22 protein-coding genes and 1 pseudogene are annotated in these 24,361 nt (G+C 66.7%); 7 read left to right on the top strand and 16 right to left on the bottom strand.

All coding sequences use genetic code 11. The features are described from left to right. Positions 1–47 precede the first annotated feature (47 nt). The 4 genes from C6571_RS13000 to C6571_RS13015 all read right to left on the bottom strand — a co-directional run bounded on the left by C6571_RS13000 (position 48) and on the right by C6571_RS13015 (position 1,820). On the bottom strand, positions 48–494 hold the full coding sequence (locus C6571_RS13000; RefSeq protein WP_106447057.1) for a GatB/YqeY domain-containing protein: 447 nt from the start codon (positions 492–494) through the stop codon (positions 48–50). A gap of 287 nt (positions 495–781) precedes the next feature. After that, complete coding sequence (rpsU, locus tag C6571_RS13005; protein WP_106447058.1) at positions 782–994, bottom strand: 30S ribosomal protein S21; 213 nt, start codon at positions 992–994, stop codon at positions 782–784. A 128-nt stretch (positions 995–1,122) separates the two neighbouring features. Next, a complete protein-coding gene (locus tag C6571_RS13010; protein ID WP_106447059.1) occupies positions 1,123–1,476 on the bottom strand; it encodes an antibiotic biosynthesis monooxygenase family protein in 354 nt (117 codons plus the stop codon). Beyond that, positions 1,473–1,820: an NIPSNAP family protein gene (locus C6571_RS13015; RefSeq protein WP_106447060.1), complete on the bottom strand. Its 348-nt coding sequence runs from the start codon at positions 1,818–1,820 to the stop codon at positions 1,473–1,475. Before C6571_RS13015 ends, C6571_RS13010 begins: the two co-directional genes overlap by 4 nt. A gap of 116 nt (positions 1,821–1,936) precedes the next feature. Between C6571_RS13015 and C6571_RS13020 the strand changes: the two genes are divergently transcribed. Beyond that, the gene (locus C6571_RS13020; protein ID WP_106447061.1) at positions 1,937–2,653 is read left to right on the top strand and encodes an ArsR/SmtB family transcription factor; all 717 of its coding nucleotides are present in this window, start codon (positions 1,937–1,939) and stop codon (positions 2,651–2,653) included. A gap of 7 nt (positions 2,654–2,660) precedes the next feature. Here the strand turns inward: C6571_RS13020 and C6571_RS13025 are convergent, their stop codons facing one another. The 9 genes from C6571_RS13025 to C6571_RS13065 form a co-directional block, all read right to left on the bottom strand. Continuing rightward, positions 2,661–3,896: a BaiN/RdsA family NAD(P)/FAD-dependent oxidoreductase gene (locus tag C6571_RS13025; RefSeq protein ID WP_106447062.1), complete on the bottom strand. Its 1,236-nt coding sequence runs from the start codon at positions 3,894–3,896 to the stop codon at positions 2,661–2,663. A 74-nt stretch (positions 3,897–3,970) separates the two neighbouring features. Continuing rightward, the gene (gene cobA / locus C6571_RS13030; protein WP_106448236.1) at positions 3,971–4,798 is read right to left on the bottom strand and encodes a uroporphyrinogen-III C-methyltransferase; all 828 of its coding nucleotides are present in this window, start codon (positions 4,796–4,798) and stop codon (positions 3,971–3,973) included. A 17-nt stretch (positions 4,799–4,815) separates the two neighbouring features. Then, positions 4,816–5,751 carry a DNA-binding protein YbiB gene (gene ybiB / locus C6571_RS13035; protein WP_106448237.1) on the bottom strand — a complete coding sequence of 312 codons (936 nt, stop codon included), beginning with the start codon at positions 5,749–5,751 and terminating at the stop codon, positions 4,816–4,818. 47 nt (positions 5,752–5,798) lie between these two features. Continuing rightward, the gene (locus C6571_RS13040) at positions 5,799–8,687 is read right to left on the bottom strand and encodes a nitrate reductase (protein ID WP_106447063.1); all 2,889 of its coding nucleotides are present in this window, start codon (positions 8,685–8,687) and stop codon (positions 5,799–5,801) included. Positions 8,688–8,728: 41 nt separating this feature from the next. After that, entirely contained in the window at positions 8,729–10,468 is a 1,740-nt protein-coding gene (locus C6571_RS13045) for a bifunctional protein-serine/threonine kinase/phosphatase (protein WP_106447064.1), read from the bottom strand. A 7-nt stretch (positions 10,469–10,475) separates the two neighbouring features. Beyond that, the gene (locus tag C6571_RS13050; RefSeq protein WP_106447065.1) at positions 10,476–11,288 is read right to left on the bottom strand and encodes a formate/nitrite transporter family protein; all 813 of its coding nucleotides are present in this window, start codon (positions 11,286–11,288) and stop codon (positions 10,476–10,478) included. Positions 11,289–11,316: 28 nt separating this feature from the next. Further along, positions 11,317–11,703, bottom strand: coding sequence for a nitrite reductase small subunit NirD (gene nirD / locus C6571_RS13055; RefSeq protein ID WP_106447066.1), 387 nt, complete (start codon positions 11,701–11,703; stop codon positions 11,317–11,319). Between the two features lie 84 nt (positions 11,704–11,787). Further along, positions 11,788–14,235 carry a nitrite reductase large subunit NirB gene (gene nirB / locus C6571_RS13060; RefSeq protein WP_106447067.1) on the bottom strand — a complete coding sequence of 816 codons (2,448 nt, stop codon included), beginning with the start codon at positions 14,233–14,235 and terminating at the stop codon, positions 11,788–11,790. Between the two features lie 268 nt (positions 14,236–14,503). After that, complete coding sequence (locus C6571_RS13065; protein WP_106447068.1) at positions 14,504–14,800, bottom strand: DUF4148 domain-containing protein; 297 nt, start codon at positions 14,798–14,800, stop codon at positions 14,504–14,506. Between the two features lie 323 nt (positions 14,801–15,123). Between C6571_RS13065 and C6571_RS13070 the strand changes: the two genes are divergently transcribed. After that, entirely contained in the window at positions 15,124–15,564 is a 441-nt protein-coding gene (locus C6571_RS13070; RefSeq protein ID WP_106447069.1) for a CBS domain-containing protein, read from the top strand. Positions 15,565–15,592: 28 nt separating this feature from the next. Here C6571_RS13070 and gntR read toward each other — a convergent pair whose 3' ends face one another. After that, positions 15,593–16,636 carry an HTH-type transcriptional regulator GntR gene (gntR, locus tag C6571_RS13075; protein WP_420852926.1) on the bottom strand — a complete coding sequence of 348 codons (1,044 nt, stop codon included), beginning with the start codon at positions 16,634–16,636 and terminating at the stop codon, positions 15,593–15,595. A gap of 164 nt (positions 16,637–16,800) precedes the next feature. On the opposite strand from gntR, the gene C6571_RS13080 reads away from it, so the two are divergent. The 5 genes and pseudogenes from C6571_RS13080 to C6571_RS13100 all read left to right on the top strand — a co-directional run bounded on the left by C6571_RS13080 (position 16,801) and on the right by C6571_RS13100 (position 21,516). After that, positions 16,801–17,319, top strand: a complete 519-nt coding sequence (locus tag C6571_RS13080; protein ID WP_245901280.1) for a gluconokinase — start codon at positions 16,801–16,803, stop codon at positions 17,317–17,319. A gap of 4 nt (positions 17,320–17,323) precedes the next feature. Next, positions 17,324–17,803, top strand: coding sequence for a TRAP transporter small permease (locus tag C6571_RS13085; protein WP_106447071.1), 480 nt, complete (start codon positions 17,324–17,326; stop codon positions 17,801–17,803). After that, positions 17,800–19,077, top strand: a complete 1,278-nt coding sequence (locus C6571_RS13090) for a TRAP transporter large permease (RefSeq protein WP_106447072.1) — start codon at positions 17,800–17,802, stop codon at positions 19,075–19,077. The genes C6571_RS13085 and C6571_RS13090 overlap by 4 nt, the downstream gene beginning before the upstream one ends. 47 nt (positions 19,078–19,124) lie before the next feature. Continuing rightward, a pseudogene (locus C6571_RS13095) lies at positions 19,125–20,143 on the top strand (TRAP transporter substrate-binding protein). Between the two features lie 212 nt (positions 20,144–20,355). Further along, positions 20,356–21,516, top strand: coding sequence for a branched-chain amino acid ABC transporter substrate-binding protein (locus C6571_RS13100; protein ID WP_106447073.1), 1,161 nt, complete (start codon positions 20,356–20,358; stop codon positions 21,514–21,516). Positions 21,517–21,731: 215 nt separating this feature from the next. Here C6571_RS13100 and C6571_RS13105 read toward each other — a convergent pair whose 3' ends face one another. Both C6571_RS13105 and hpnC read right to left on the bottom strand, forming a co-directional pair. Further along, complete coding sequence (locus C6571_RS13105) at positions 21,732–23,150, bottom strand: L-serine ammonia-lyase (protein WP_106447074.1); 1,419 nt, start codon at positions 23,148–23,150, stop codon at positions 21,732–21,734. A gap of 246 nt (positions 23,151–23,396) precedes the next feature. Beyond that, entirely contained in the window at positions 23,397–24,290 is an 894-nt protein-coding gene (hpnC, locus tag C6571_RS13110; protein WP_420852893.1) for a squalene synthase HpnC, read from the bottom strand. Positions 24,291–24,361: the final 71 nt, after the last annotated feature.

Below are 24,361 nucleotides of genomic sequence, written 5' to 3' on the forward strand. Positions count from 1 at the left end.
AGAGCGCTCAAACCACCATCGTAGCGTCCACCCCTCCGGCCCCGGGTTCAACCCGCCAGCGCAGCCTTCACGGCGGCGGACACCTGGCCCATGTCGGCCTTGCCCGCAAGGCGCGTCTTGACCACGCCCATGACCTTGCCCATGTCGCCCTGGCCCTTGGCGCCCAGCTCGATCACGATGGCTTGCACCGCTACGGCGGTTTCCTCGGCCGACATGCGCTCGGGCAGGTAGGCTTGCAACACCGCCATTTCGGACTTTTCCTTGTCGGCCAGGTCTTGGCGGTTCGCGCCCTCGAAGGCCGTGATGCTGTCCTTGCGCTGCTTGATGAGCTTGTCGACGATGGCCACCACCGCAGCGTCGTCCAGCACGATGCGCTCATCGACTTCGCGCTGCTTGCAGGCAGCCAGCAGCAAGCGGATGGTGCCCAGGCGCTCGCTGTCCTTGGCGCGCATGGCGGTTTTCATGTCTTCGGTGATCTGGTCTTTGAGGCTCATGACGTGTCCTTTCTTTTGGAGTGGGGGTTTGCCAAAAGACGCTCTGGCGTCGTTGCAGCGCCTTGTCGTAGCGATGCTACTGCCTTCGGCGCTGCGCCTAGCCAGAACGCCTTTTGGCAAACCCTGGAACGGGGAAGGCGCACTGGCGTTCTTGTCGTTGCGGGGCCGCTGACGTTGGAGCAGGCGTCTAGCAAGAGAAACTGTTTGCAGCCCCCAAAATGAAAAACCCGCGCTGGGCGTCCCTGGCGCGGGTTCTTGCAATCTGGAAGAGGCTCCAGATCCGAAGATCAGTACATCTTCTTGGGCAACTGCATGCTGCGCACGCGCTTGTAGTGGCGCTTGACGGCAGCAGCCTTCTTGCGCTTGCGCTCTGCGGTGGGCTTCTCGTAGAACTCACGGGCGCGCAGGTCGGTCAGCAGGCCGAGCTTTTCGATGGTGCGCTTGAAGCGGCGCAGTGCTACGTCAAAGGGTTCGTTCTCTTTTACACGGACGGTTGTCATCAGCTAATGTTTCCAATTTTTGGTGCCCCCAGAGGGTGCGCGGGAGATCGGGCCCAGGCGCCATGTGAAGCGGTTTCCCCGTCTATAACTAGTATTGGCCGACGGGGTATTGCCAGCAAAGCCCAGCATTATAGCGATTCGCCGTGGTGCCTGCGCGAGTCTTCCGGTGCCCCGGCGCGCTCGGTCAGTCCGTAGTCGCGCAGCACCCTGGCCACGCGCAGGCGGTAGTCGGTAAACGCCCCGGCGCGGCCCGCAGCTTGCGCCTGGCGGTGTGCGGGCAGGGCGCGCCAGCGGGCGACGGCCGCCTCACTCTGCCAGAACGACAGCGAGAGCAGCTTGCCGGGCTGGCTGAGGCTTTCAAAGCGCTCCACCGAGATGAAGCCATCCATGGATTCGAGCGTGGCGCGCAGGGCGGCGGCAGTGTCCAGATAGGCCTGGCGCCCCGCAGCGCTGGGCTGGACTTCGAAGATCACGGCAATCATGGCGTGGCACCTTCGGTCAGTGCGGCGCGCCCCAGGGTGCCGTCCACCACCTCGGTGAAGCTGCGCTCCTCGCGCAGGATGAAGCGCTGGCGCTGCGCGCGCTCGAAGTTGGCGCGGCCTTCGGGGTCGGCGCGCAAGCGGGTGCGGTAGGCCTCGTACGCGGCCAGGCTGTCGAACGCGATCAGTCCCCAGGCTTCGTAGTTGCTGCCCTCGCAGGGCAAAAAGTAACCCAGCAAATGCCCGCCGCAGCGCGGGATGATGCGGCCCCAGTGCCCGGCGTAGTCGCGGAAGGCGTCGATCTGGAACGGGTCGAGTTCGTAGCGGATAAAGCAGGTGAGGGTCATCGGGTGTGCTCCGGGGGCGATGGGGTTGAACAAGCCCCGATGCTGGGCCGCAGTGCCGTCTTCACGCTTCGCTCTGGAGCGAAGCGTGCCGCCGCCGCTTGCCGCACACTGCCACCATGAACACCAACCGCATCGCCCATGTTGCCGCCCTGGTCGGAGAGCCGGCGCGCACCGCCATGCTGCTGGCGCTGATGGATGGGCGCGCGCTCACCGCCAGGGAGCTGGCCGACGCCGCGCGCATCGCCCCGGCCACCGCCAGCCGCCACCTGGCCTTGCTGGTCGAGGCGGCCTTGCTGCAGGTGCAGCCGCAGGGGCGGCACCGCTACCACCGCCTGGCCTCTGCCGAAGTGGCGCAGATGCTCGAAGGCCTGATGCAACTGGCCGCTCCGCAGGCAACGCGCCGCGTGGCCACCGGGCCTGCGGACGCTGCGCTGCGCACGGCGCGCAGTTGCTACGACCACCTGGCCGGGCGCCTGGGCGTCGCCATCGCCAGCCATTTGCTCGATTGCGGGGCGGTACACCTCGACGTCGATGGTGCGGCGGCACACGTGACGCCCGAACTTGATGCGACGCTGCGCCCCCTCGGTATCGCTGCCGATACGCTCACGGGGCAGGGCGGCCGCCGGCCCGCGTGCCGCCCCTGTCTCGATTGGAGCGAGCGGCGCATGCACTTGGCGGGCCGGCTGGGCTTGCTGATTTGTCGCCATGCTCTGGACAGCGGCTGGTTGCTGCGCGGCGCCGGTACGCGCGCGCTCGCCATTTCCCCCAAGGGTGCGGTAGCGATGCGTGATTGGCTGGGCCTGGAGCGCTGGCGCGAAGTGGCTGGCGATTGAAGCGCGTTCAGCGTGTGGGCAGCGCCTGCGCGCAGGCCACTGCACTGGCCCAGGCCCACTGAAAGTTGTAGCCCCCCAGCCAGCCGGTGACGTCCACCACCTCGCCAATGAAATACAGCCCTGGCTGCGCCTTGCACTCCATGGTTTGCTGCGACAGCGCGCGGGTGTCGACGCCGCCCAGCGTGACCTCGGCTTTTTTGTAGCCCTCGCTGCCTGTGGGAACCAATTCCCACCGCGTCAGGCGCTCGGCCAGCCGCACGAGCGCCTTGTCGGGCACCTCGGCCATGGGGCGCTGCCAATCGCTGCTTTGCGCGGCCCAGGCATCGGCGAGCCGGCTGGGCACCCATTGGGCCAGTACGTTGGCCAACAATTTGCGTGAGCGCAGTTTGGCGTCTGCCAGCGCTGCAAGCAGGTCGACGCCCGGCGCCAGGTGGATGGACAGCGGTGCACCCGGCTCCCAGTAACTGGAGATCTGCAGCACCGCCGGGCCCGAGAGGCCGCGGTGGGTGAACAGCAGGTCTTCCTGGAACGTTGTGCGTTCCTTCTTGGCTCCTGTACTTATCTCAACCGGCAGAGCCAGGCCGGCGAGCTGCGCATACGGTGCCCAGGCCGCGCCGTCGAACGTCAGTGGCACCAGGCCAGGCCGGCGCTCGATGAGCGGCACGCCAAACTGCTGCGCCAGGCGGTAGCCGAAATCGGTGGCGCCGATCTTGGGGATGGACAGACCGCCCGTGGCCACCACCAGGCTGCGCGCCCTCACGGCGCCGCGATCAGTATCAATTTTGTAGCTGCCAGCGCAGGTCCCATCTGCGCTAGGGGCAGAAAAGACTATATTTTTGACGCTGCAGGGCTGCCAGTGCGTTACGCCACCCGCAGCGCATTCGGCCAGCAGCATGGCGATGATGTCTTCGGCCGAGCGGTCGGCAAACAACTGGCCCTTGTGCTTCTCGTGCCAGGCGATGCCGTGGCGCTCCAGCAGGGCAATGAAGTCCTGGGGCGTGTAGCGTGAGAGCGCCGAGCGACAGAACTGCGGGTTCTGGCCGACGAAGTGCTTGTGCGGCGCGCGCGGGTCGAGATCGCGGTTGGTGAAGTTGCAGCGCCCGCCACCCGAGATGCGAATCTTCTCGGCCACCTTGTCGGCGTGGTCGAGCAGCAGCACGCGCAGCCCGCGCTGGCCGGCCTGGCCGGCGCAGAACAGGCCGGCGGCGCCGGCGCCGATGACGACGGCGTCAAATATTTCCATGAAAAGAGGGCGCCAGCGCTTGTTCTGTAAGCGCTAGATGCTACGAAAAAGAAAGCTTGAAGACTGGCGCCGGTTCAGCCCTGCGCCGCGAAGGACGAGTGTAGTGCCGGGGCCTGATGCCCCGTGGCCGCCGCGACGCCGCGCAGCACATCGCCCACGACGATGATGCACGGGCTGGCCAGGGCTTCGCTGCGGGCGCTGGCGTGCAGGCTTGCCAGCGTGCACCGGGCCACGCGCTGCTCCGGCAGGCTGACGCGCTCGACGATGGCGGCGGGTGTGTGGGCGGGCAGGCCGGCGAGCAGGCCTGCTTCGATGTCGGCCAGGCGGCTGACGCCCATGTAGATCACCAGCGTCAGGCGCGCGGCATGGGCGGTGCCGGCAATCAAGCCCCAATCGGTTTCGCGCCCTGGGTGGGCATGGCCGGTGATGAAGAGCACCCCGTGGGCCTGCGCACGGTGTGTCAGCGCCGTGCCCAGCGCGGCGCTGCAGGCCAGGCCTGCGGTGACGCCGTTCACCACCTCCACCGCGATGCCGGCGGCGCGCAGGTGCGCCACCTCCTCGCCCCCGCGGCCGAACACCATGGGGTCGCCGCCCTTGAGGCGCACCACGTTCTCGCCCTCCAGCACGGCCATCAGCATCAGCCGCTCGATGAATGCCTGGGGCGTGCTCGTGCAGCCGCCGCGCTTGCCCACATGGACCACGCGGGCCGTGGGGCGGGCGAGCGCCAGCACGCCGGGGCTGACCAGGTCGTCCACCAGCAGCACGCTGGCGGCCTGGATGGCGCGCACCGCCTTGAGCGTGAGCAGCTCCGGGTCGCCCGGCCCGGCGCCCACCAGGGTGCAGCGGCCGTGCAGCAGGGGATTGCCTGCGGGGAAGGAGGTGGAGCTGGCGGGGGAGGTCAGGGCTGAGGGCGGTGGTTTCACGGTGCTGGCCTTGCAGATTCAATCTGCAGGACCAGACGCAAGATATGTTCCACCTGCCGCGCGATGGGGTCCGGCACGGGCAGGCGCCCGTCCAGCATGGCGCGGGTGAGGGCGGCGGTGCCATCCAAGTCGGTGCTGGCCGACAGTTCGGGCAGGCTGGCAAGCGGGCCGCCCTGGGCCTCTTCCAGGCGGGTGACGGCGCCGGCAACGAAACCGTCCATCTGCGGCATGCGGCGCGCGTCGGCCACCGGCTCGCCCTCGGTGCCGCGCAGCAGCAGCGCGTCGGCGCCCGTCAGGGCAAAGGTAGCGGCCATGGATTCGGCGTATTCCCGGTGCGTGTAGCTGCCCACCACCAGGGCGCGGCCCCCGACGGGCGCCAGCGGGTTCATCAGCTTGACGAGGCTGTGTGCGCTGTTCCTCACCCCCAGCGTGCGCCGCACCGCCAGCAGGCGCGCCAGGCCCGGCAGCAGCAGGGCGGTGGGCGCGAAGGCAACGCTGCCAGGTGCTATTGTTTGAATAGCTGAAAGCGCAGGTACATCAAGCGCTGCAAGCACATTTTGGCTAAAAATTCGGCTGTCTTCGGTGGCGGTGCCGTGCACCAGCACCGGCAAGCCCTCCCGCGCCAGCAGCAGCGCCAGCAAGGGCGTGAGCACCGGCAGCTTGCGCGCACCGTTGTAGCTGGGCAGCACCACCAGCGTGCGGGTGCTCGCGGGCAGCGGCGCCAGGCGCGCGTGCACGGCGTCGAGAAAGCCGGCCATCTCCTCGGGCGTTTCGCCCTTGACGCGCATGGCGATGCAAAACGCCCCTACCTCCAGATCGCTCGCGCTGCCGTCGAGCACCTGGCCCATCAGGTCGCAGGCGTGCTCGCGCGGCAGGGGGCGGGCGCCCTGGGCGCCGCGGGCGATGATTTTGAGGTAGTGGCTGATGGCCATGCGCAAGCTCGCAAAAGAAGGGAGCAGGGATTGTTGCTCAGTAGCCGTCAAGCCGCGCGCGCCTGCGCCGGCGTGCCCTGCACCAGGCGGCGCAGCTCGGGCACGCAGGAGCCGCATTGCGTGCCGCAGCGCAACTGCGCCTGCAAGGCGCTCAGCCGGGCAGCGGCATCGCCCGCCAGGCGCGCGAGCGCGTCGGCAATGGCGCCTTCGCTCACGCCGAGGCAGCTGCACACCTGGCGTGCACCCGCCACTGCGCCCTGGGTGCCGCGCGGCGGCTTGGCGCCAGGCGCCAGCAGCATGCGGCCATAGGGGTCGGTCGGCAGCGCGTGCTGCAGCACGCCTGTGAGCCAGTGCTGGGCCTCGGTGTCGCCGGCCAGCAGCAGGGCGCCCAGGGTGTTGTGCGCCGCGCCGCGCACGAGGCGTGCGGCACGCCGCTGTCCCTGGCGCCGGTCGGCGTAGCGCAGCGTGCCCTCGCTGGCCAGGCCCAGCAATCCCTCGATGCGTTCGAGCACAGCATCGGGCGCGGCATAGTGCCCGGCGGCCGTGAGGCAGACGCCGGTGCGCTGGGGCGTGTCGGCACTGGATGGCGCCGCAAACAGCGTGCAACTGGCGAAGGCGAACGCGTCCATCAGCGCGGCCAGCGCGGTGCGGGCGCGCAGCGCCTCGTCCTCGGGGAACCAGGCCATGGCGCAGAGCTGCCAGGGCAAGTCGACTTTGAGGATCTTGACGGCGCTGTGCTTGAGCGCAGGCTGCTGCGAAACAGGGCAGCGCTCCTGCGTGGTGAGGGCATTCACCCCCGCCAGCGCCCGGCCACCTGCGGACTGCCCGCCCAGCCATTCGCTGCCCCAGTGCATGGCGATGAAGGCCTGGCCGGGCGCTATTTCAGCGCTGGCCTGCACCGGCAGCACGATGCTGGCGCGCGCGCTGGTGACGCAGGCGAGCGTGCCCTCCTGCAGGCCCTGGCGCGCCATGTCGCCCGCATGCATCTGCACGCAGGGCGCGCCCGCGTGGCCCGAGAGGCGCGCCACGGTCCCCGTGCGGCTCATGCCGTGCCACTGGTCGCGCAGCCGCCCGGTGGTCAGCACAAAGGGGTAGCGCAGGCCCGGTGATTCGGCCAGGCCCTGGGCCGCCAGCACGGCAAAGCGCGCCCGGCCGTCGGGCGTGGGGAACACGCCGTCTTCGTACAGGCGCTTGCGCCCCTGCGTCGCCCCTTCTGGCAGGGGCCACTGCTGCGGACCGGCGGCGTCCAGCCTGGCGTAGGAGAGGCCCGTAATGTCCAGGTCGCGCCCGCGCGTGCTCTCGCGGTGCTCGTTCCAGATGGCCTCGGTCGCGGCTTCGGCGCTGGCGCCTGGCTTGGCGTAGGGAAACAGCGTGGGCCTGCCGGGGCGCAGGTGCTGCTCCAGGCGCTGTGCAAACTGCAGCGCGATCTGCCAATCGTGGCGGGCCGCTCCCGCAGCGGGAACGGCGCTGCGCACCCGCGAAATGCGGCGCTCGCTGTTGGTGACCGTGCCGGTCTTCTCGCCCCAGGTGCTGGCGGGCAGCAGCAGGTCGGCGTAGGCGGCGGTGGCGGTGTGGGCAAACGCCTCCTGCAGCACGACGAATTCGGCGCGCTCGAGCGCGCGGCGCACCGCGCTTTGGTGGGGCAGGCTCTGCGCCGGGTTGGTGCAGGCGATCCACAGCGCGCGGATCTCGCCATCGGCCGCGGCCTCGAACATCTCTACCGCCGTCCTGCCGGGCTTGGCAGGCACCTCGCTCAATCCCCACAGCGCGGCCACTTCGGCGCGGTGCTGGGGAAGGCCCAAGTCGCGGTGGCCTGAGAGCAAATTCGACATGCCGCCCACCTCGCGCCCGCCCATGGCGTTGGCCTGGCCGGTGAGCGAGAGCGGCCCGGCGCCCGGCTTGCCGATTTGCCCTGTGGCCAGGTGCAGGTGCACCAGCGCGGCGTTGTTGGCGGTGCCGGCGCTGCTCTGGTTCAGGCCCTGGCAGTACAGGCTGAGCGTGCGGCCACGCGGCGCGCTGGCGCCGCTCGCCACGCCGGCAAACCAGCGCGCCGCCTGCAGCAGGTCGGCAACTGCAATGCCGCATTCGCGTGCCACGCGCTCGGGCGTGCAGGCGGCGAGCTGCGGCTGCAGTGCGGCAAAACCGCTGGTGTGCGCGGCGATGTAGTCGGTATCGAGCCAGGCCTGGCGCTGCATCAGGTGCAGCATGCCGGCCATGAGGATGGCGTCGCTGCCGGGCTGGATTTGCAGGAACAGGTCGGCGCAGGCGGCGGTGTCGGTGCGGCGCGGGTCCACCACGATGATCTTCATGTCCGGCCGCGCGGCGCGTGCGTCTTCGATGCGCCGGAACAGCACCGGGTGCGCCCAGGCGGTGTTGCTGCCGATGATGAACAGGCAGTCGGCGTGCGCCACGTCGTCGTAGCAGGCAGGCGGCGCGTCGGCGCCCAGCGTGGCTTTGTAGCCGGCGGCCGCGCTGCTCATGCACAGGCGCGAGTTGGTGTCGATGTTGTTGGTGCCCACCAGGCCTTTGGCCAGCTTGTTGAAGACGTAATAGTCTTCGGTGAGCAACTGGCCCGAGACGTAAAACCCCACGGCATCCGGCCCGTGCGCGGCGATGGTGCCGGCGAAGCGGTTGGCGGCCAGGTCCAGCGCCGCATCCCAGGCCAGGGGTTCGGGCTCGCCGCCGCGTGTCAGGCGCCTAAGGGGCTGCAGCAAACGCATCTGGCGCGTCACGCTGGCGCTGGCGCTCAGGTGCAAGGTGGCGCCTTTGGTGCACAGCCGCCCGAAATTGGCCGGGTGGTCGGGGTCGCCGCGCACACCGGTGATGGCGCTGCCCTCGGTTTCGATGATCACGCCGCAGCCTACGCCGCAGTAGGGGCAGGTGGATCGGGTTTCCTGCGGCAGGCCGGGGCGGGCGGAGAGAGTGCTTGCGGTCATGGTCAGACCTACGCAAGCGCCGTGCCCGTTCTCACACGGAATCAGCCGCGCGCGTGCAGCACGCCGATCAGTGCCACCACCGCCAGGCCCAGCAGCAGCGACAGCGTGCGCCAGAACAGCAGCGGGTTGCGCCGCACGAGCGGGGTGCGCGTGCGCGCCAGCGTGGCTGCGCCGGGCTGGTGCAGCTCGTGCACGAATTCGGACATCGCTTCCTGGCGCTTGAGAGGGTCAGGGTGCACAGCGCGCTCCAGCACTGCGTCCACCCAGGCGGGGATGGGGCGACTTTCGTCGTGCAGGGCGCTGCTGTAGCGCAGCTGGCGCAGTTGGGCGCGGCTTTGCACCCGGGCCACCTGGGCGCCGTAGGGCAGGCGGCCGGTGAGCATCTGGTAGGTGATGACGCCGAGCGAAAACAAGTCTGAGCGGGGTGTTCCGGCTTCGCCCAAAAAATACTCGGGGGCGGTGTACTGCAGGGTGCCCAGGATGTCAGCTTGGTGTGCCGCCACCTGCGATTCGACCAGTCCGGCAACGTGCACGGCGCCGAAGTCGATGATTTTTACGGTGCCGGTGGCGTCGATCAGCACGTTCTCGGGCCGCAGGTCCTGGTGCAGCATCTCCATGCGGTGAAAGGCCTGCAGGCCGCGCGCAATCTGGCCGACGATGTCGCGTACTTCGGCGAGCTGCGGGCGCGGGTGGTCCGTCATCCACTGCGCCAGTGTCTGGCCGGGGACGTATTCCAGCGCCACAAAGAGGTGTTCGCGCGGGCGCTGGCTGGGCACCGCGCGCAGCACGTGCGGGCTGTGAATGCGCCGGGCAATCCATTCTTCCAGCAGGAAGCGCTCCAGCGCGGCTTCATCGGCCTGCAGGTCAACAGCGGGTGTTTTGAGCACCACGTGCTCGCCGCTCTCCTGGTCGATGGCGAGGTAGACATGGCTGCGGTGGCTGGCATGCAGCTCGCGCACGATTTGGTAGCTGTCCAGCACGGCGCGCGGCTCCAGCAGCGGCGGCAGGCGCAGGTCTGCTCGCCGGCGCTGTAGTGCCTCGCCGGCGTCCTCGGCCAGCGCGTCAATGCACAGGATCTGCACGGTGAGGTTGTCGTCGCTGCCGCAGCGCAGGGCCTCTAGAGCGATGGCCCGCGCGGCCTCGTCCAGGTCGCCCGCGTGCGTGCGCAGGGCCTCCAGCATGAAGGCGGCGCGCACATGCTCATGCACGCCGTCGGTGCTGAGTACGAAGGTGTCGCCCGCATCCACCGCCACCGAGCGGTAGTCGAGATCGAGCTGTGGCTGCACGCCGAGCGCGCGGCTCAAGTGGCTGCTGCCGCCCTCCAGCACCACGCGGTGATCTTCAGTGAGCTGCTCCAGCGCCTGGCCTTGCACGCGGTAGATGCGGCTGTCGCCTACGTGAAACAGGTGCGCCGTGGCGCCCTTGAGCACCAGGGCGCTGAGGGTGCAGACATGGCCCCGATCCGCATCGAAGCGGTGCGGGCTGCGCCGCGTCTGGGCGTGCAGCCAGGCGTTGGTGGCGGCCAGCACGCACTGCACCGAGCGGCGAACGCTCCAGGCGTCGCTGGTGCAGTAGTAATCCTGCAGCAGGGCATGCACGGCGGCGGCGCTGGCGAAGTGACTGACCTCGCTGCTGCTGATGCCGTCGGCCAGGGCCAGCGCCACGCCCTTGCGGGACAGGGCCTCGCCAGTGGGGACGCAGGCGCCGTGGAAATCCTGGTTCAGTGCCTTGCGGCCCCGGTCCGAATACTGGCCGATGCGGACCTGCAGGGCGTCTGGCATGCTGATTTCAGACCAGCTTGCGCTTGGGCGCGGTGCGGCCGTGCGTGACGTAGAGCGTGAGGCCGGTGAACGCGATGCCGCCCACCAGGTTGCCCAGCACGGTGGGGATTTCGTTCCAGACAAAGTAGTCGAGAACGGAGAAGTTGCCGCCCATCATCAGACCGGAGGGGAAGAGAAACATGTTCACCACCGAGTGCTCGAAGCCCATGGCGAAGAACACCATCACCGGCATCCACATGGCGATGACCTTGCCGCTCACGGTGGTGGAAATCATCGCGCCGACGACGCCGGTGGAGACCATCCAGTTGCACAGCATGCCGCGCACGAAGATGGTCAGCCAGCCCATCAGGCCGTACTTGGCGTAGCCCAGGGTGCGTGATTCGCCGATGTGGCCGATCTTGATGCCAACCTCGTTGGGCGGCACGGAAAAGCCGTAGGTGAAGGTGAAGGCCATCAAAAACGCGACGGTGAGCGCGCCGAGGAAGTTGCCGACGAACACCAGTCCCCAGTTGCGCAGCACCCCGCCGATGGTGACGCCTGGGCGCTTGTCGATCAGCGCCAGCGGCGCCAGCACGAAGACGCCGGTGAGCAGGTCGAACCCCAGCAGGTAGAGCATGCAAAAGCCCACCGGGAACAGGATGGCGCCGACCAGCGCCGAACCGCTCATCACGGCGGAGGACACCGCGAACACAGCGGCCAGCGAGAGGATGGCCCCTGCCATGTACGCGCGGATCAGCGTGTCGCGGGTGGACATGTAGATCTTGGATTCACCGGCGTCCACCATCTTGGTGACGAATTCTGAAGGGGCAAGGTAGGCCATGGCGTGCTTTCGTGGGGAGTCGAGGGTCTCAGGCGGCGGCAAGCGTGCGCTGGCAGGGCCCGGCGAGCGGGCGCGTCTCGGTGGTGGCGTGGCGCGCCAGTTCATCGGCGTCGAGGAAGACCTCGCCGTTATCTACCTTCACCGCGAACTTCGGCGTGCAGCCCTCGTCGGGTGCGGCGGCCTGGCCGGTGCACAGGCCAATGGTCCAGTTGTGCAGCGGGCAGGCCACGCTGGTCCCAAAGACGATGCCTTGCGACAGCGGCCCGCCCTTGTGCGGGCAGCGGTCGAGCAGGGCGAAGACCTGGTCGTCGGCGCCGCGGAAAATGGCGACGTCCAGGCCCTGCGCCCGCCCCACGCGGCGGGCGCCCAGGCGGGGAATGTCGTCCACACGGCAAATGGGGGTCCAATGGGTCATTGCTATTCCTTTGGTAGCTGGTGGTGCTTATGGGACAAGCGCTAGAGGCTGTTTTTGCTTGAAGTTTCGTGAAATCAAGGGGCATCAGGCGATGGCAATCGGGATGAACTGGCGTTCGTCCACCTGCGCGCGCCGGCTCTCGAACCACGGGTCGGGCGTGCCCGCGAGCGCGTGCTGCAGCCGCGCCCACAGCGCCTTGCGGCCCGCCGGGTCGCCCAGGATTTTTTTCTTCACATGGTCCAGGCCGACACGCGCCACGTAGTGCACCGTGCGCTCCAGGTACCAGCCTTCCTCGCGGTACAGCTGCATGAAGGCGCCGGTGTATTCCATGACTTCCTCGGCGGTTTTGAGCTTGACGAAGAACTGCGCCACCTCGGTCTTGGTGCCGCCGTTGCCGGCGATGAGCATCTCCCAGCCGCTGTCCACGCCGATGATTCCGACGTCCTTGATGCCGCTCTCGGCGCAGTTGCGCGGGCAGCCGCTGACGGCGAACTTGACCTTGTGCGGCGCCTGCATGCCGAAGAAGGCGCGCTCGAGGTCCTTGCCCAATTGCGTGCTGTCCTGCGTGCCCATGCGGCACCACTCCTTGCCGACGCAGGTTTTCACGGTGCGCAGCGCCTTGGCGTAGGCGTGGCCGCTGGGCATGCCGATGTCCTGCCACACGGCCTGCAGGTCTTCTTTCTTGACGCCCAAGAGGTCGATGCGCTGGCCCCCGGTCACCTTCACCGTGGGGATCTGGTACTTGTCCACCACGTCGGCAATGCGGCGCAGTTCGGCGGCGCTGGTCTCGCCGCCCCACATGCGCGGCACCACGGAATACGTGCCGTCCTTCTGGATATTGGCGTGGCTGCGCTCGTTGATGAAGCGGCTTTGCGGGTCGTCCTGCGCCTCGTGCGGCCAGCTGCATTGGCGGTAGTAGTTGATGGCCGGGCGGCAGGTGGGGCAGCCGTCGGGCGTCTTCCACTCCATGAAGCGAAACACGGCCTCGCTGGTGAGCAGGTGGTGCGCCGCGATGGCGTCCCGCACCGCCTGGTGGCCGTGGTCGGTGCAGGCGCAGACCGGCTTGGTCTTTGGGGTGGCGGAATAGTCGCCGCCGGCCGTGGCCATCAGGATCTGCTCGACCAGGCCGGTGCACGAGCCGCAGCTCGCGCTGGCCTTGGTGTGCTTGCGCACGTCGTCCAGCGTGAACAGGCCTTTCTCCCGGATGGCCTTGCAGATCTGGCCCTTGGTGACGCCGTTGCAGCCGCAGACCTCGTCGGTGTCCAGCATGGCGGCGGCCTTGTTCTGGCCCTGGTGGCCCGCGTCGCCCATATTCGATTCGCCAAACATCAGCTTGTCGCGCAGGTCGCCCACGGCGCGGCCGTCGCGCAGCAGCTTGAAGTACCAGCTGCCATCGACCGTGTCGCCGTACAGGCAGGCGCCGACCAGCTTGTCGTCCTGGATGACGAGCTTTTTGTAGACGCCCGAATACGGGTCGGAGAGCACGATTTCTTCCGTGCCTTCGCCGCCCTGGAAGTTGCCGGCCGAGAACAGGTCGATGCCCGTGACCTTGAGCTTGGTCGAGGTGAGCGAACCCACGTAGCGGCCAATGCCGAACTCGGCCAGGTGGTTGGCCAAGACCTTGCCCTGCTCGAACAGCGGCGCGACCAGGCCATAGGCAATGCCGCGGTGCGCCGCGCATTCGCCCACGGCGTAGATGCGCGCGTCGGTGGTGGTCTGCAGCGTGTCGTTGACGACAATGCCGCGGTCCACGTGCAGGCGCATCTTTTCGGCGAGCTGTGTGTTGGGGCGAATGCCGACCGCCATCACGACCAGGTCGGCCGGCAGTTCGGCGCCGTCCTTGAACTTGACGGCCCGCACGCGCCCCGCGCTATTGCCCAGCAGCTCGGCGGTTTGCGCCTGCATCAAGAATTGCATGCCGCGCTCGGTGAGCGACTTTTGCAGCAGCTTGCCGGCCACGCTGTCGAGCTGGCGCTCCATCAGCCATTCGGCGGCGTGCACCACGGTGACCTGCATGCCGCGTTTCATCAGGCCGTTGGCGGCCTCCAGGCCGAGCAGGCCGCCGCCGATGACGACCGCGTGGCGGTAGCGCGTCGCGGCGTCGATCATGGCCTCGGTGTCGGCGATGTCGCGGTAGGCCAGCACGCCTTGCAGGTCCTTGCCCGGAATCGGCAGGATGAAGGCGTTCGAGCCGGTGGCCATGATCAGCCGGTCGTAGCCGGCAGTGCGTGTTTCGCCCGCTGCGCTGGTGGCGCTCACCATGCGCTGCGCGCGGTTCACGTCGGTGACGGTAAAGCCGGTGTGCAGGGTAATGCCGCGCTCCTGGTACCACGCGTGGTCGTTCAGGACGATCTCGTCCACCGTCTGCTCGCCGGCGAGCACCGGCGAGAGCAGGATGCGGTTGTAGTTGGGGTGCGGCTCGGCGCCGAAGACCGTGATCTCGTACAGGTCGGGGGCGATCTTGAGCAACTCTTCAAGCGTGCGCACCCCGGCCATACCGTTGCCTACCATGACCAGCCTGGGTTTTTTCATCGAAGCGCTCCTTGGGCCAACAAACTGCAAAACATCGGCACCTAAAAGTGCGCCGACAGGCAGTGCAATGCAATGAGCGTGCCAGTGATGAAGACCGTGTGTGCTTGCTGGCAGGACCCGCTTCTCAGCACCATGGGAGTGCGGTAGGCTGTGGGCGCAGGGCCCAGGCGGTGCATGCGCCGTGCTCGACGCACAAAAAGAAGGCCCGCACTGTTTGCACGGTGCGAGCCTTGGGGGATCGGGGCGCCTGGCGCCCCGGTGCCCGGATTTAGCTGCGTTCGCCGGTGGCAATCTGGTGAGCGCGGGCGGCGATCACGGCGTTCGAACGGACAGCGGTGCGCTCAAGGGTGCTGGTGGCGCGAGCAGCATAGTCGGCCACCGGACCCTTGGCGAAATTGGGCAGGGCTTGCTGGCCTTCGGCGCGCACATCGGCGCGGTTGCGGACCGACTGTGCGTGCGCTTCGAAGTCCGTACCGTACAGGTTGCCGTTCAATTCACCTGCTTGGGCGCCAATGGAAGCGAAAGCGGCGACAGCGGCGATGGAGAGGATGCGTGCGGTGTTCATGATGATTTCCTTAGTGGTTCAACGTACTCAAATGGGCCCGCTGCCTGAGCCTTTTGGCTCCCTGAAAGCGGTTTCGGTGAGTCGCCTTGTTGTGTTCGGCTCATCGATGGGTTGAACTGTAAACCCCATCAGGACAAATAAAAACTACGTAGTCACGAATTGACTATTCCGGTATTCGGAACAATTTCCGCAAGTGGCTCCGCGCGTTCGGCTGCCTTCGACGGGTTTTGTTGCTCCTGCTCACAAACCCTGACCAAGTCCTGTTGCGCTCGGCAACGCGATAGGCTGAAATGCTCGTGTTGACTTAATCAGGGAGCAGGAAGATGACGGTTGTTGCAGAAATACTCAAAGCCAAGCCGGACGCCACCGTTCAGACGATCACCCCCGACGCCACGGTGCTCGAAGCCTTGCGCACCATGGCTGAAAAGCACATTGGCGCGCTGTTGGTGGTGCAGAACGGCCATATCGAGGGCATCTTCACCGAGCGAGATTACGCGCGCAAGATCGCACTCATGGGGCGCAGTTCAGCCGATACGCCGATGCGCGAGGTCATGACGCGCTCGGTGATGTTTGTGCATCCCACCCAGAGCAGCGAAGACTGCATGCAGCTGATGACCGACAAGCGCCTGCGCCACCTGCCCGTGATGGACGGCGAGCAACTGGTGGGCATGATCTCTATCGGCGACTTGGTGGCCGATATCATTTCCGAACAGAAATTCATCATCGAGCAGATGACGCACTACATCGGCGGCAACGTGCGCTAAGTACGCTCCCAACCCGCGCCGGCGGCTCTCAGGTGCTGCTGCGCACCGTCAGCTCAAATCCCAAGTCGACGCAGTTTCGCGCCACCGGCTCCCCGCGCATCAGAGAGAGCAGCATGCGCGCGCCGGCTTCGCCCATGCTGCTGCGCGGCGTGCGCACCGTGGTGAGGGCAGGCAGCATTTGCTCGCTACCTGCCAGATCGTTGAAGCCGGCAATGGCCACCTGACCTGGCACGGCCACGCCGAGCCTCGGCGCTGCCAGCAAGGCGCCTTGCGCCAGGTCGTCGTTGCAGAAAAACACGGCGTCCACATCGGGATGGGCGCGCAGCAACTGCGCAAACAGTTCGCCGCCCACGCGCAGCGAAGACGCCTCAGGGCTGAGCAGTTCCAGGCCGGCGTCGTACCGGCCTGCGGCCCGCAGGCTGCGTCGATAACCTTCGGCCCGCTGCAGCGTGCGCGGGTCCAGCTGCGCCGCGACAAAGGCGATGCGGCGGTAGCCGCGTTCAAGCAAATGCTGCGTCATGCACTCGCCTGCGTCTTGCTGCGAAAAGCCCACGCAATAGACGTCATCGGCGCGCGTGGTTTCCATCAGGTGCACGCAGGGCACGCCGCTGGCCGCCACGCGCTGGCGTGCCTCAGGGGTGCGGTCAAAACCGGTGAGCAACAGGCCTGCGGGCCGCATGGCGAAGTAGGACGCCAGCAGCTTTTCTTCCTCCAGGGGGTCGTAGTGCGTCACGCCAATGAGCATCTGGTAGCCCTCGGGCGCCAGCTGGCGCTGTACGGCTTCGAGCACGTCGACAAACAGCGCGTTGGAAAGCAGTGGCACCAGCACCGGCACCAGCACACTGCGCTGCGAGGCCAGGGCGCGCGCAGCGGGGTCGGGCACATAGCCGAGGGCGTCGGCCGCCTGCCGGACACGTTCCACCAACTCTGCCGCAACCGCGCGTTCACCCCGCAGGGCGCGTGACGCTGTGATAGGACTGACGGCTGCGGTGCGCGCCACATCGGCGAGCGTGACGCGGCCGCTGGCGCGGGGGCGAGTGGAGGAGGGGGTTGGCAAGGGTTTTCCCGTGATTGGATTGTTGGATTTTGCTCGTAGGATAGCGCTGTCCCGCCGAGACGGCAAGTGTGAAAGTTTCAGAAACCGGAGCAGCGTTTGCGCTTGGGTTTTGCTCTGCCGGATTCCTTGCTCACCGCCTCGGCCATTTTTTTTTGATCACTTCGGACAGCGCTATCCAAATGCCAGCCAGTCATTTCTCAGGCTCTTTTGTCGTCATGGGCGTCGCTGGGTGCGGCAAGTCCAGCCTGGGCGAAGCCTGCGCGCAGCGCCTGGGCTTGCGTTTGCTGGAAGGCGACGCCTTTCATTCGCCTGCCAACCTGGAAAAAATGCAAAGCGGTGTTCCCTTGTCCGACGCGGACCGCGCCGCCTGGCTTGCGCTGCTGGCCCGGAAGCTTGCACAGCCTGGTGCCAGTCTGGTGCTGACCTGCTCCGCGCTGCGCCGGTCCTATCGTGATACCTTGCGTGCCGGATCGCCCGGCTTGCGGTTTGTTTTTCTGCAGCTCAGTGAGAGCGAAGCGCGCAAGCGCGTTGCGGCACGGCGCGGCCATGTGTTCCCCGCCAGCCTGGTGGCCAGCCAGTTCGAGACACTGGAGAACCCCCTTGGCGAGCCCGGCGTGCTGGTGCTCGATGCCACCCGTCCCCTGTCCGACCTCTGCGATGCCGTTTGCGCCTGGCTGGTTGCCTCGGTGGAGGCCTGAGGCGATGCGGACGACAACATTCTTTCAGCGGGCTGTGGAGGCGCTGATGGCGCTCAGCCTGCTCGTCATGGTGATTGCCGTGTTTGGCAACGTGGTGCAGCGCTACCTGTGGGGCACGGGCTGGGTGGTGTCCGAGGAGCTCTCGCGACTGCTCTTTGTCTGGCTGGTCAGTCTGGCCGCCACGCTGGCCTACAGCGAGGGGCAGCACCTGGGGTTCGATCTGGTCACGGCCCGGCTGCACGGACGCCGGGCGGCGTTTGCGCGCTGGCTCGCGCGTGGGCTGATCGCCGTTTCGCTGTATTACCTGATCGTTGGCGCCTGGCAGCAGGTGTTGGTGGGCATGGACAGCCGCAGCCCGGTGATGAACTACCCGCTGGCGCTGGGAGCGGGCGGCATTCTGTTCATGGGTGTGTGCATGGCGGTGATCCTGGCGGCCGAGTGCTGGGCCGAGCTGCGCGGCCGGCGCAAGGGGGATGCGGCATGACCATCGCCCTGTTTCTTGGCGTGCTCTTTGCCACCATGGTGGTGGGCGTACCGATTGCCTTTGCACTGTTGCTCACGGCGCTGGCGCTGATGGTGCAGCTCGATTTTTTCGACGCGCAGTTGCTGGCCCAGAACACCCAGGCCGGCTTTGACAGCTTTCCCCTGCTGGCCGTGCCCTTCTTCATCCTGGCCGGCGAGCTGATGAATGCGGGCGGCCTGAGCCGGCGCATCATTGATTTGGCGCGTACGTTTGTCGGTCATGTGGAAGGCGGGCTGGGCTATGTGGCAATTGCGGCCTCGCTGATGCTGGCGTCCATGAGCGGATCGGCCATTGCCGACACCGCCGCGCTTGCCACGCTGCTGCTGCCCATGATGCGGCGCCAGAATTACCCGGATGGGTCGAGTGCCGGGCTGATCGGTGCCGGCGGCATCATCGCTCCCATCGTGCCGCCGTCCATGCCCATGGTGATCTATGGCGTGACGACCAACACCTCCATCAGCAAGCTGTTTCTCGCCGGCATCGTGCCGGGCATCCTGATGGCGGTGGCCCTCGTATTTGTCTGGCGGGGTGTTGCGAAATCCAAGGCCTTGCCGGTGGCCGAGAAGGCACCGTGGGCCGAGCGCCGGCGCGCCCTGGTCACCAGCGCCTGGGCGCTGGGTTTGCCGGTGATCATCATCGGGGGCCTGCGCGCCGGACTGTTCACGCCCACCGAGGCGGCCGTGGTTGCGGCGGTGTATGCGCTGCTGGTGGCCACCTTGGTGTACCGCGAACTGGACCTGGCCGGCATCTACCGCGTGTTTGTGGCCGCGTCGCGCACCACGGGCGTGGTGATGTTCTTGTGCGGCGCAGCCACTGCGGCGTCGTACATGATCACGCTCGCCGACCTGCCCAGCCAGCTGGCGCACAGCATGGGGCCGCTGCTGCACAGTCCGATGCTGTTCATGGCGGTGGTCAGCGCATTCTTGCTCGCCGTGGGCATGGTGATGGACTTGACGCCCACGATCCTCATCCTGGGCCCGGTGCTGGCGCCCCTGGCGGCGCGCGCGGGTATCGACCCGGTGTACTTCGGCTTTGTCTTCATCTTTGTCGGCTGTCTGGGCCTGTTGACGCCGCCCGTGGGCACGGTGCTCAACGTGGTGGCCGGCGTCGGCCAGTTGCGCATGGAGCCGGTGATTCGCGGCGTGATGCCGTTTCTCGGGGTCTATTTCGTCACCCTGGTTCTATTGATCCTGTTCCCGCAGATCGTGCTCTGGCCTCTCAAAATCATGTTTTGAGGCTGCGCGGTTTTTCTTTTGTTTTCCCTGTTCCCAAGGAGATTTTCATGAAGGTCCGACAACTTGCTCTCGCCGCCAGCCTTGCCCTCGCCACCACGCTGGGGGCTGGCATGGCCCACGCGCAGGACGCGAAGAACCGCATCATTCGTTTTGGCTATGGCCTGAACGAAATGTCCAACCAGGGCCGCGCCACCAAGCTCTTTGCCGAGGAAGTCGAGAAAAACTCCGGCGGCAAGATGAAGATCCGCGCCATCGGCGCCGCCGCTCTTGGGTCGGACGTACAAATGCAGCAGGCGCTGATCGGCGGCGCGCAGGAGATGATGGTCGGCTCGACCGCCACGCTGGTGGGCATCACCAAGGAAATGGCGATCTGGGACACACCCTTCCTGTTCAACAACGGCAAGGAGGCTGACGCCGTGCTCGATGGCCCCGTGGGCCAGAAGATCATGGACAAGCTGCAGGAAAAGGGTTTGGTCGGTCTTGTGTACTGGGAGAACGGTTTTCGCAACCTGACCAACAACAAGCGCGCCGTCACCAAACTTGAAGACATGGAGGGCATCAAGCTGCGCGTGATGCAGAACAACGTCTTCATTGACAGCTTCAAGACGCTGGGCGCCAACGCCGTTCCGCTGCCGTTCTCGGAGCTGTTCACCGCACTCGAAACCAAAACGGTGGATGGACAGGAGAACCCCTTCAACACCATTTTGTCGAGCAAGTTCTATGAGGTGCAGAAGTACCTCACGGTGACCAACCACGTCTACAGCCCCTGGATCGTGCTGGTGAGCAAGAAGTACTGGGATGGCCTGTCCAAGAGCGAGCAGAAGATCCTGATGGACGCCGCCAGGAAAAGCCGCGACTTCGAGCGCCAGGACACGCGCGCAGAAGCCGACAAGGCGCTGGCCGATCTGAAGTCCAAGGGCATGGAGATCAACCAGCTGCCCCTGCCGAGGCCAACCGCATGCGCGAGAAGCTCAGCACGGTCAATGCAGGCATTGCCGCCAACGTCGGCCAGCCGCTGTGGGATGAAGTGCAGGCAGCGGTGAAGAAGGCCCGCGCCGGTCAATGAGCCGACTGGCACATCTATTTTGAGGCGGCTTCGGCCGCCTTTTGCGTCTTGCCGGTGCCTGTATCCGCACTCCTTGGAGTTGCGCTTTGTCATTGCACGGGCTTTTGGTGTTTGAAACTTGCTAATGGCAGGGCTTTCCCGCTAGAGATTCGGGAGGAGGTCTTATATACCTCTGGTCACAAACATTACCCTTACCTGACGGAGTTGCCCGCATGACCCAATCTTTGAACCGACGCCAATTCACCGCAGGGGTGGCTTTGGCGCCCCTGGCCGCTGGGGGCCTGCTCGCGGGTTGCAACCGCATGCCGGACACGGTGCGCATTGGCGTGGCGCAGCCACTCAGTGGTCCGATTGCAGCGTTGGGCCAGGACTTGCTCAACGGCGTGATGCTGGCGGTCAAGGAGCTGAATGCGGCCAATTTCAGTGTGGACGGCAAGCGGGTCGTGCTGGAGGTGATGACAGTGGATGACAGGTCGGACCCCGAAGTCGGAAAACAGGTGGCCCAGCAACTGGTTGACGGGGGCATCTGCGCTGTGATCGGCCACCTCAACTCAGGCGTCAGTATTCCTGCAGCGCCAATCTACGCAGCCCACGGCATTGCGCAGATTGCCATTTCCACCAACCCCAAATACACCGAGCTGGGTTTTCCGACCACGCTGCGCATGGTGGCCAATGACAATCTGCAGGCGGCGGCGATTGCTTCGTTTTCTGCCGATCAGCTTGGCGGCAAACGCTACGCTACGCTGGACGACGGAACGCCCTATGGCAAAGACTTGGCCGAAGGCACCAACAAGCGCCTGGAAGCCGCAAAAAAGAGCGTCGTGCTGCGCCAGTCGTTTGACGACAAGACGGTGGCTTTTACGGACCTTGCCGCCAAGCTGAAGGCGGAAAACGTCGACGTCATCATCTCGGCGCTCAATGATTTTCAGGTGCTGGCGCTGCTCGAGGAACTCAAGAAGATCAACTACACCACTGTGCGCCTGCTGGGGAGCGACACGGCAAAGACCACCGATCTGCAAAAGGGCGCCGGCATCATTGACGGCATCTACGCCACATCGCCCATTCTTGAGGCCAAGGAATTCACTGCCGGCCCTCAGTTTCTTGAGAAATACGGTGCCGCCTTCGGCAAACCCCCTGCGTACGGTGGTCACTACACCTACGACAGCATGTACGTGCTCTCGCAAGCGCTGCAAATGGCTAAATCAGCCAAGCCCGAAGACATTACGGCAGCGCTGCACAAGATCAACGGCTACGCCCCCGTCACCGGCACCATGAAGTGGGACGAAAAAGGCGAGCAGCGCTACGCTGCGGTGGGCGTGTACGAGCTGCGTCGCGGCAACTGGGAGCTGCGCATGCGCTCCGACCGCTGGTAATAGCGCACGACGAACTGCTACAGCGCCCCTCGCGGGCGCTGTTTGTTTCCAACGTGCCGTGGTGTTGAGCACCGCCCGCAACCCATGGCGCTGCGAAAGACCAGCAACCACCGCGCAAGGGCCGCCCCGCAGCGCTGGTGGTGTCCCCCTCCCGCAGCGCGCAGCGCTGCGAGAGAGGGGGAAGCGGCGAAGCCGCGCAGGGGGGAGTCCCGAATTCAACACTCAATGACATTCACCGCCAGCCCGCCGCGCGAGGTTTCCTTGTAGCGACTCTTCATGTCGGCGCCGGTCTGCACCATGGTGCGGATCACCTGGTCGAGCGACACCTCGTGCCGGCCGTCGCCGCGCAGCGCCAGGCGCGCGGCGTTGATGGCCTTGATGGCGCCCATGGCGTTGCGCTCGATGCACGGGATCTGCACCAGCCCGCCCACCGGGTCGCAGGTCATGCCCAGGTTGTGTTCCATACCGATTTCGGCAGCGTTTTCCACCTGCGCCGGGCTGCCGCCCAGCACTGCAGCGAGCGCGCCCGCCGCCATGCTGCAGGCCACGCCCACCTCGCCCTGGCAGCCGACCTCGGCGCCGGAGAGCGAGGCGTTCTTCTTGTACAGGATGCCGATGGCGCCGGCGGTGAGGAGGAAATCGAGCACGCCTTGCTCGTTCGCGCCGGGCACAAAGTTGCGGTAGTAGTGCAGCACCGCCGGAATCACCCCGGCCGCCCCGTTGGTGGGCGCGGTGACGACACGGCCGCCGGCGGCGTTTTCTTCGTTCACCGCCATGGCGTAGAGGTTGACCCAGTCGAGCATGGCGAGCGGGTCGCGCAGCGCAGCCTCGGGGTGGCTGCACAGGCTTTTGTGCAGCTCGGCCGCCCGGCGGCGCAGTTGCATGCGCCCGGGCAGCTGACCGCTGGCGGCGCAGCCGCGCGTGACCGAGCCCTGCATCACGGCCCAGATGGCGAGCAATCGGCTGCGCACCGCCTCCGGGCTTTGCCGCTGCGCCTCGTTGGCGGCCATGAGCTGCGCGACTGACAGGCCGCTGGCCGCGCACTGCGCCAGCAGTTCGGCGCCGCTGCCAAAGGGGTAGAGCGCGGGCGCGGTGCTGGGCGCGGCGGCGTCGGCGCTGGCATTGACCACGCGCTGGCCCGCAGCGTCCACGACAAAGCCGCCGCCAATCGAATAGAAATCGCTGATTAGCAGCTCCTCATCCGCTGCGCCCAGAGCCGCAAAGCGCATGCCGTTGGGGTGCAGCGGCAGGCTTTTGCGGCGCATCAGCAAATGCTCTTTTTCGACGAAGCGCACCGGGTGCTGGCCCAGCAGAGAAAGGCTTTGCGAGCCGCGAATGGCGTCAATGGCCGGGGCGATGGCTTCGGGGTCGATGCGGTCGGGCTCATGGCCGGCCAGGCCGAGCAGCACGGCGCGATCGGTGCCGTGGCCAATGCCGGTGGCCGAGAGCGAACCAAACAGCTCGACGCGCACGCCGTGCACCGGCGCCAATCCGAGCGCCGATTGCAGTTGGCAGACAAACTGCCGCGCGGCAATCATGGGGCCGACGGTGTGGGAGCTGGACGGCCCGATGCCGATCTTGAACAAATCAAAAACGCTGACAAAGCTGTCTGCAGGCGCGCAATCGTGGGTCATGAAGTGAACGGGCCAGAACGCTGGCCTGTGAAAAAGTGGCAGTGCGCGCACGGTACGCACGCCACCGCCGCCGGGTATGCGCGCTTACCCTGAGGCGCGACGCGGGCCGCGTGCCAAACTTCGACGCAGATAAAGAGAGTGCTATATAAAAAATAGCTGCTTACCCCTATGGGATAAGCGCTAGAGGCTAATTTAATTCAAAATTTTGGCCACGAACAGCGTCCTCTTGTTGCCCATGAAACTTGCTTACATCGCCACGGCGCGTGCCAGCAGCAAGGGGGCATCCCAGGCGCGGATGCGTGGGCGCTGGGTGAGGCATGCGCCTTGCAGCTTGTCGATTTTGTCCAGCACCCGCAGGCCGCCCTGCACCACAAGGCGAAGCTCCCAGCCCGCGCGGCCGGGCAGGCGGTGCACCAGCGGCGCGCCTTCGACCATGCAGCGCCGCGCCCAGCCGGCCAGCTCGGCCACCAGGCGGTCGCTGGCGGGGGTGCGCGGTTGCGCCAGCAAGTCCTCCGCCCGCAGGCCCAGCGCAGCGGCGTCGGCTTGCGGTACGTACCAGCGCTGGCGGGGCAGGTCCACGCTGAGGTCTTGCCAGAAATTGATCAGTTGCAGCGCGGTGCAGATGGCGTCGCTCTGCGCCAGCGCCTGGGCGTCGGCCACGCCATAGAGATGCAGCAGCAGCCGCCCCACCGGGTTGGCCGAGCGGCGGCAGTAGTCGAGCAGTGCTGCGCGGTCGGCGTATGGCTCGGCCGAACGCGTGCGCTCGACGTCCTGGCGGAAGGCGCTGAGCAGGTCAGTCAGCAAAGGCAGCGGCAGGGCGTGGCGCTTGAGGATCGCAGCGAGTGGCGCAAACACCTCGGGCCAGCGCGTGCCGGGCGCGGCGCCACCGGCGACGGCCAGCAGTTCGGTTTCGAAAGCGTTCAGATCCGCCAGGCGCCCGCTTGGCGGGGCGTCGCCTTCGTCGGCGATGTCGTCGGCGGTGCGGGCAAAGGCGTAGATCGCCGCAATCGGGGCGCGCAGCGCTGGCGGACACAGCCAGGAGGCGACGGGGAAGTTCTCGTAGTGCGTCACTGGCAGGGGCGCAGCTGGGGGGCGCTCGGGCGGAGCGGGGGCGTGGTTTGGGTGGGGATCGAGAGGCACCCGGCGATTGTCGCCTGCCGTTTTTGCGCAAAGGTATTGATAACTAACCAGTCAGTCAGTAATAATGCGCA

It is taken from the genome of Simplicispira suum (assembly GCF_003008595.1).
In the GTDB taxonomy this organism is placed as follows: Bacteria; Pseudomonadota; Gammaproteobacteria; order Burkholderiales; family Burkholderiaceae_C; genus Simplicispira; species Simplicispira suum.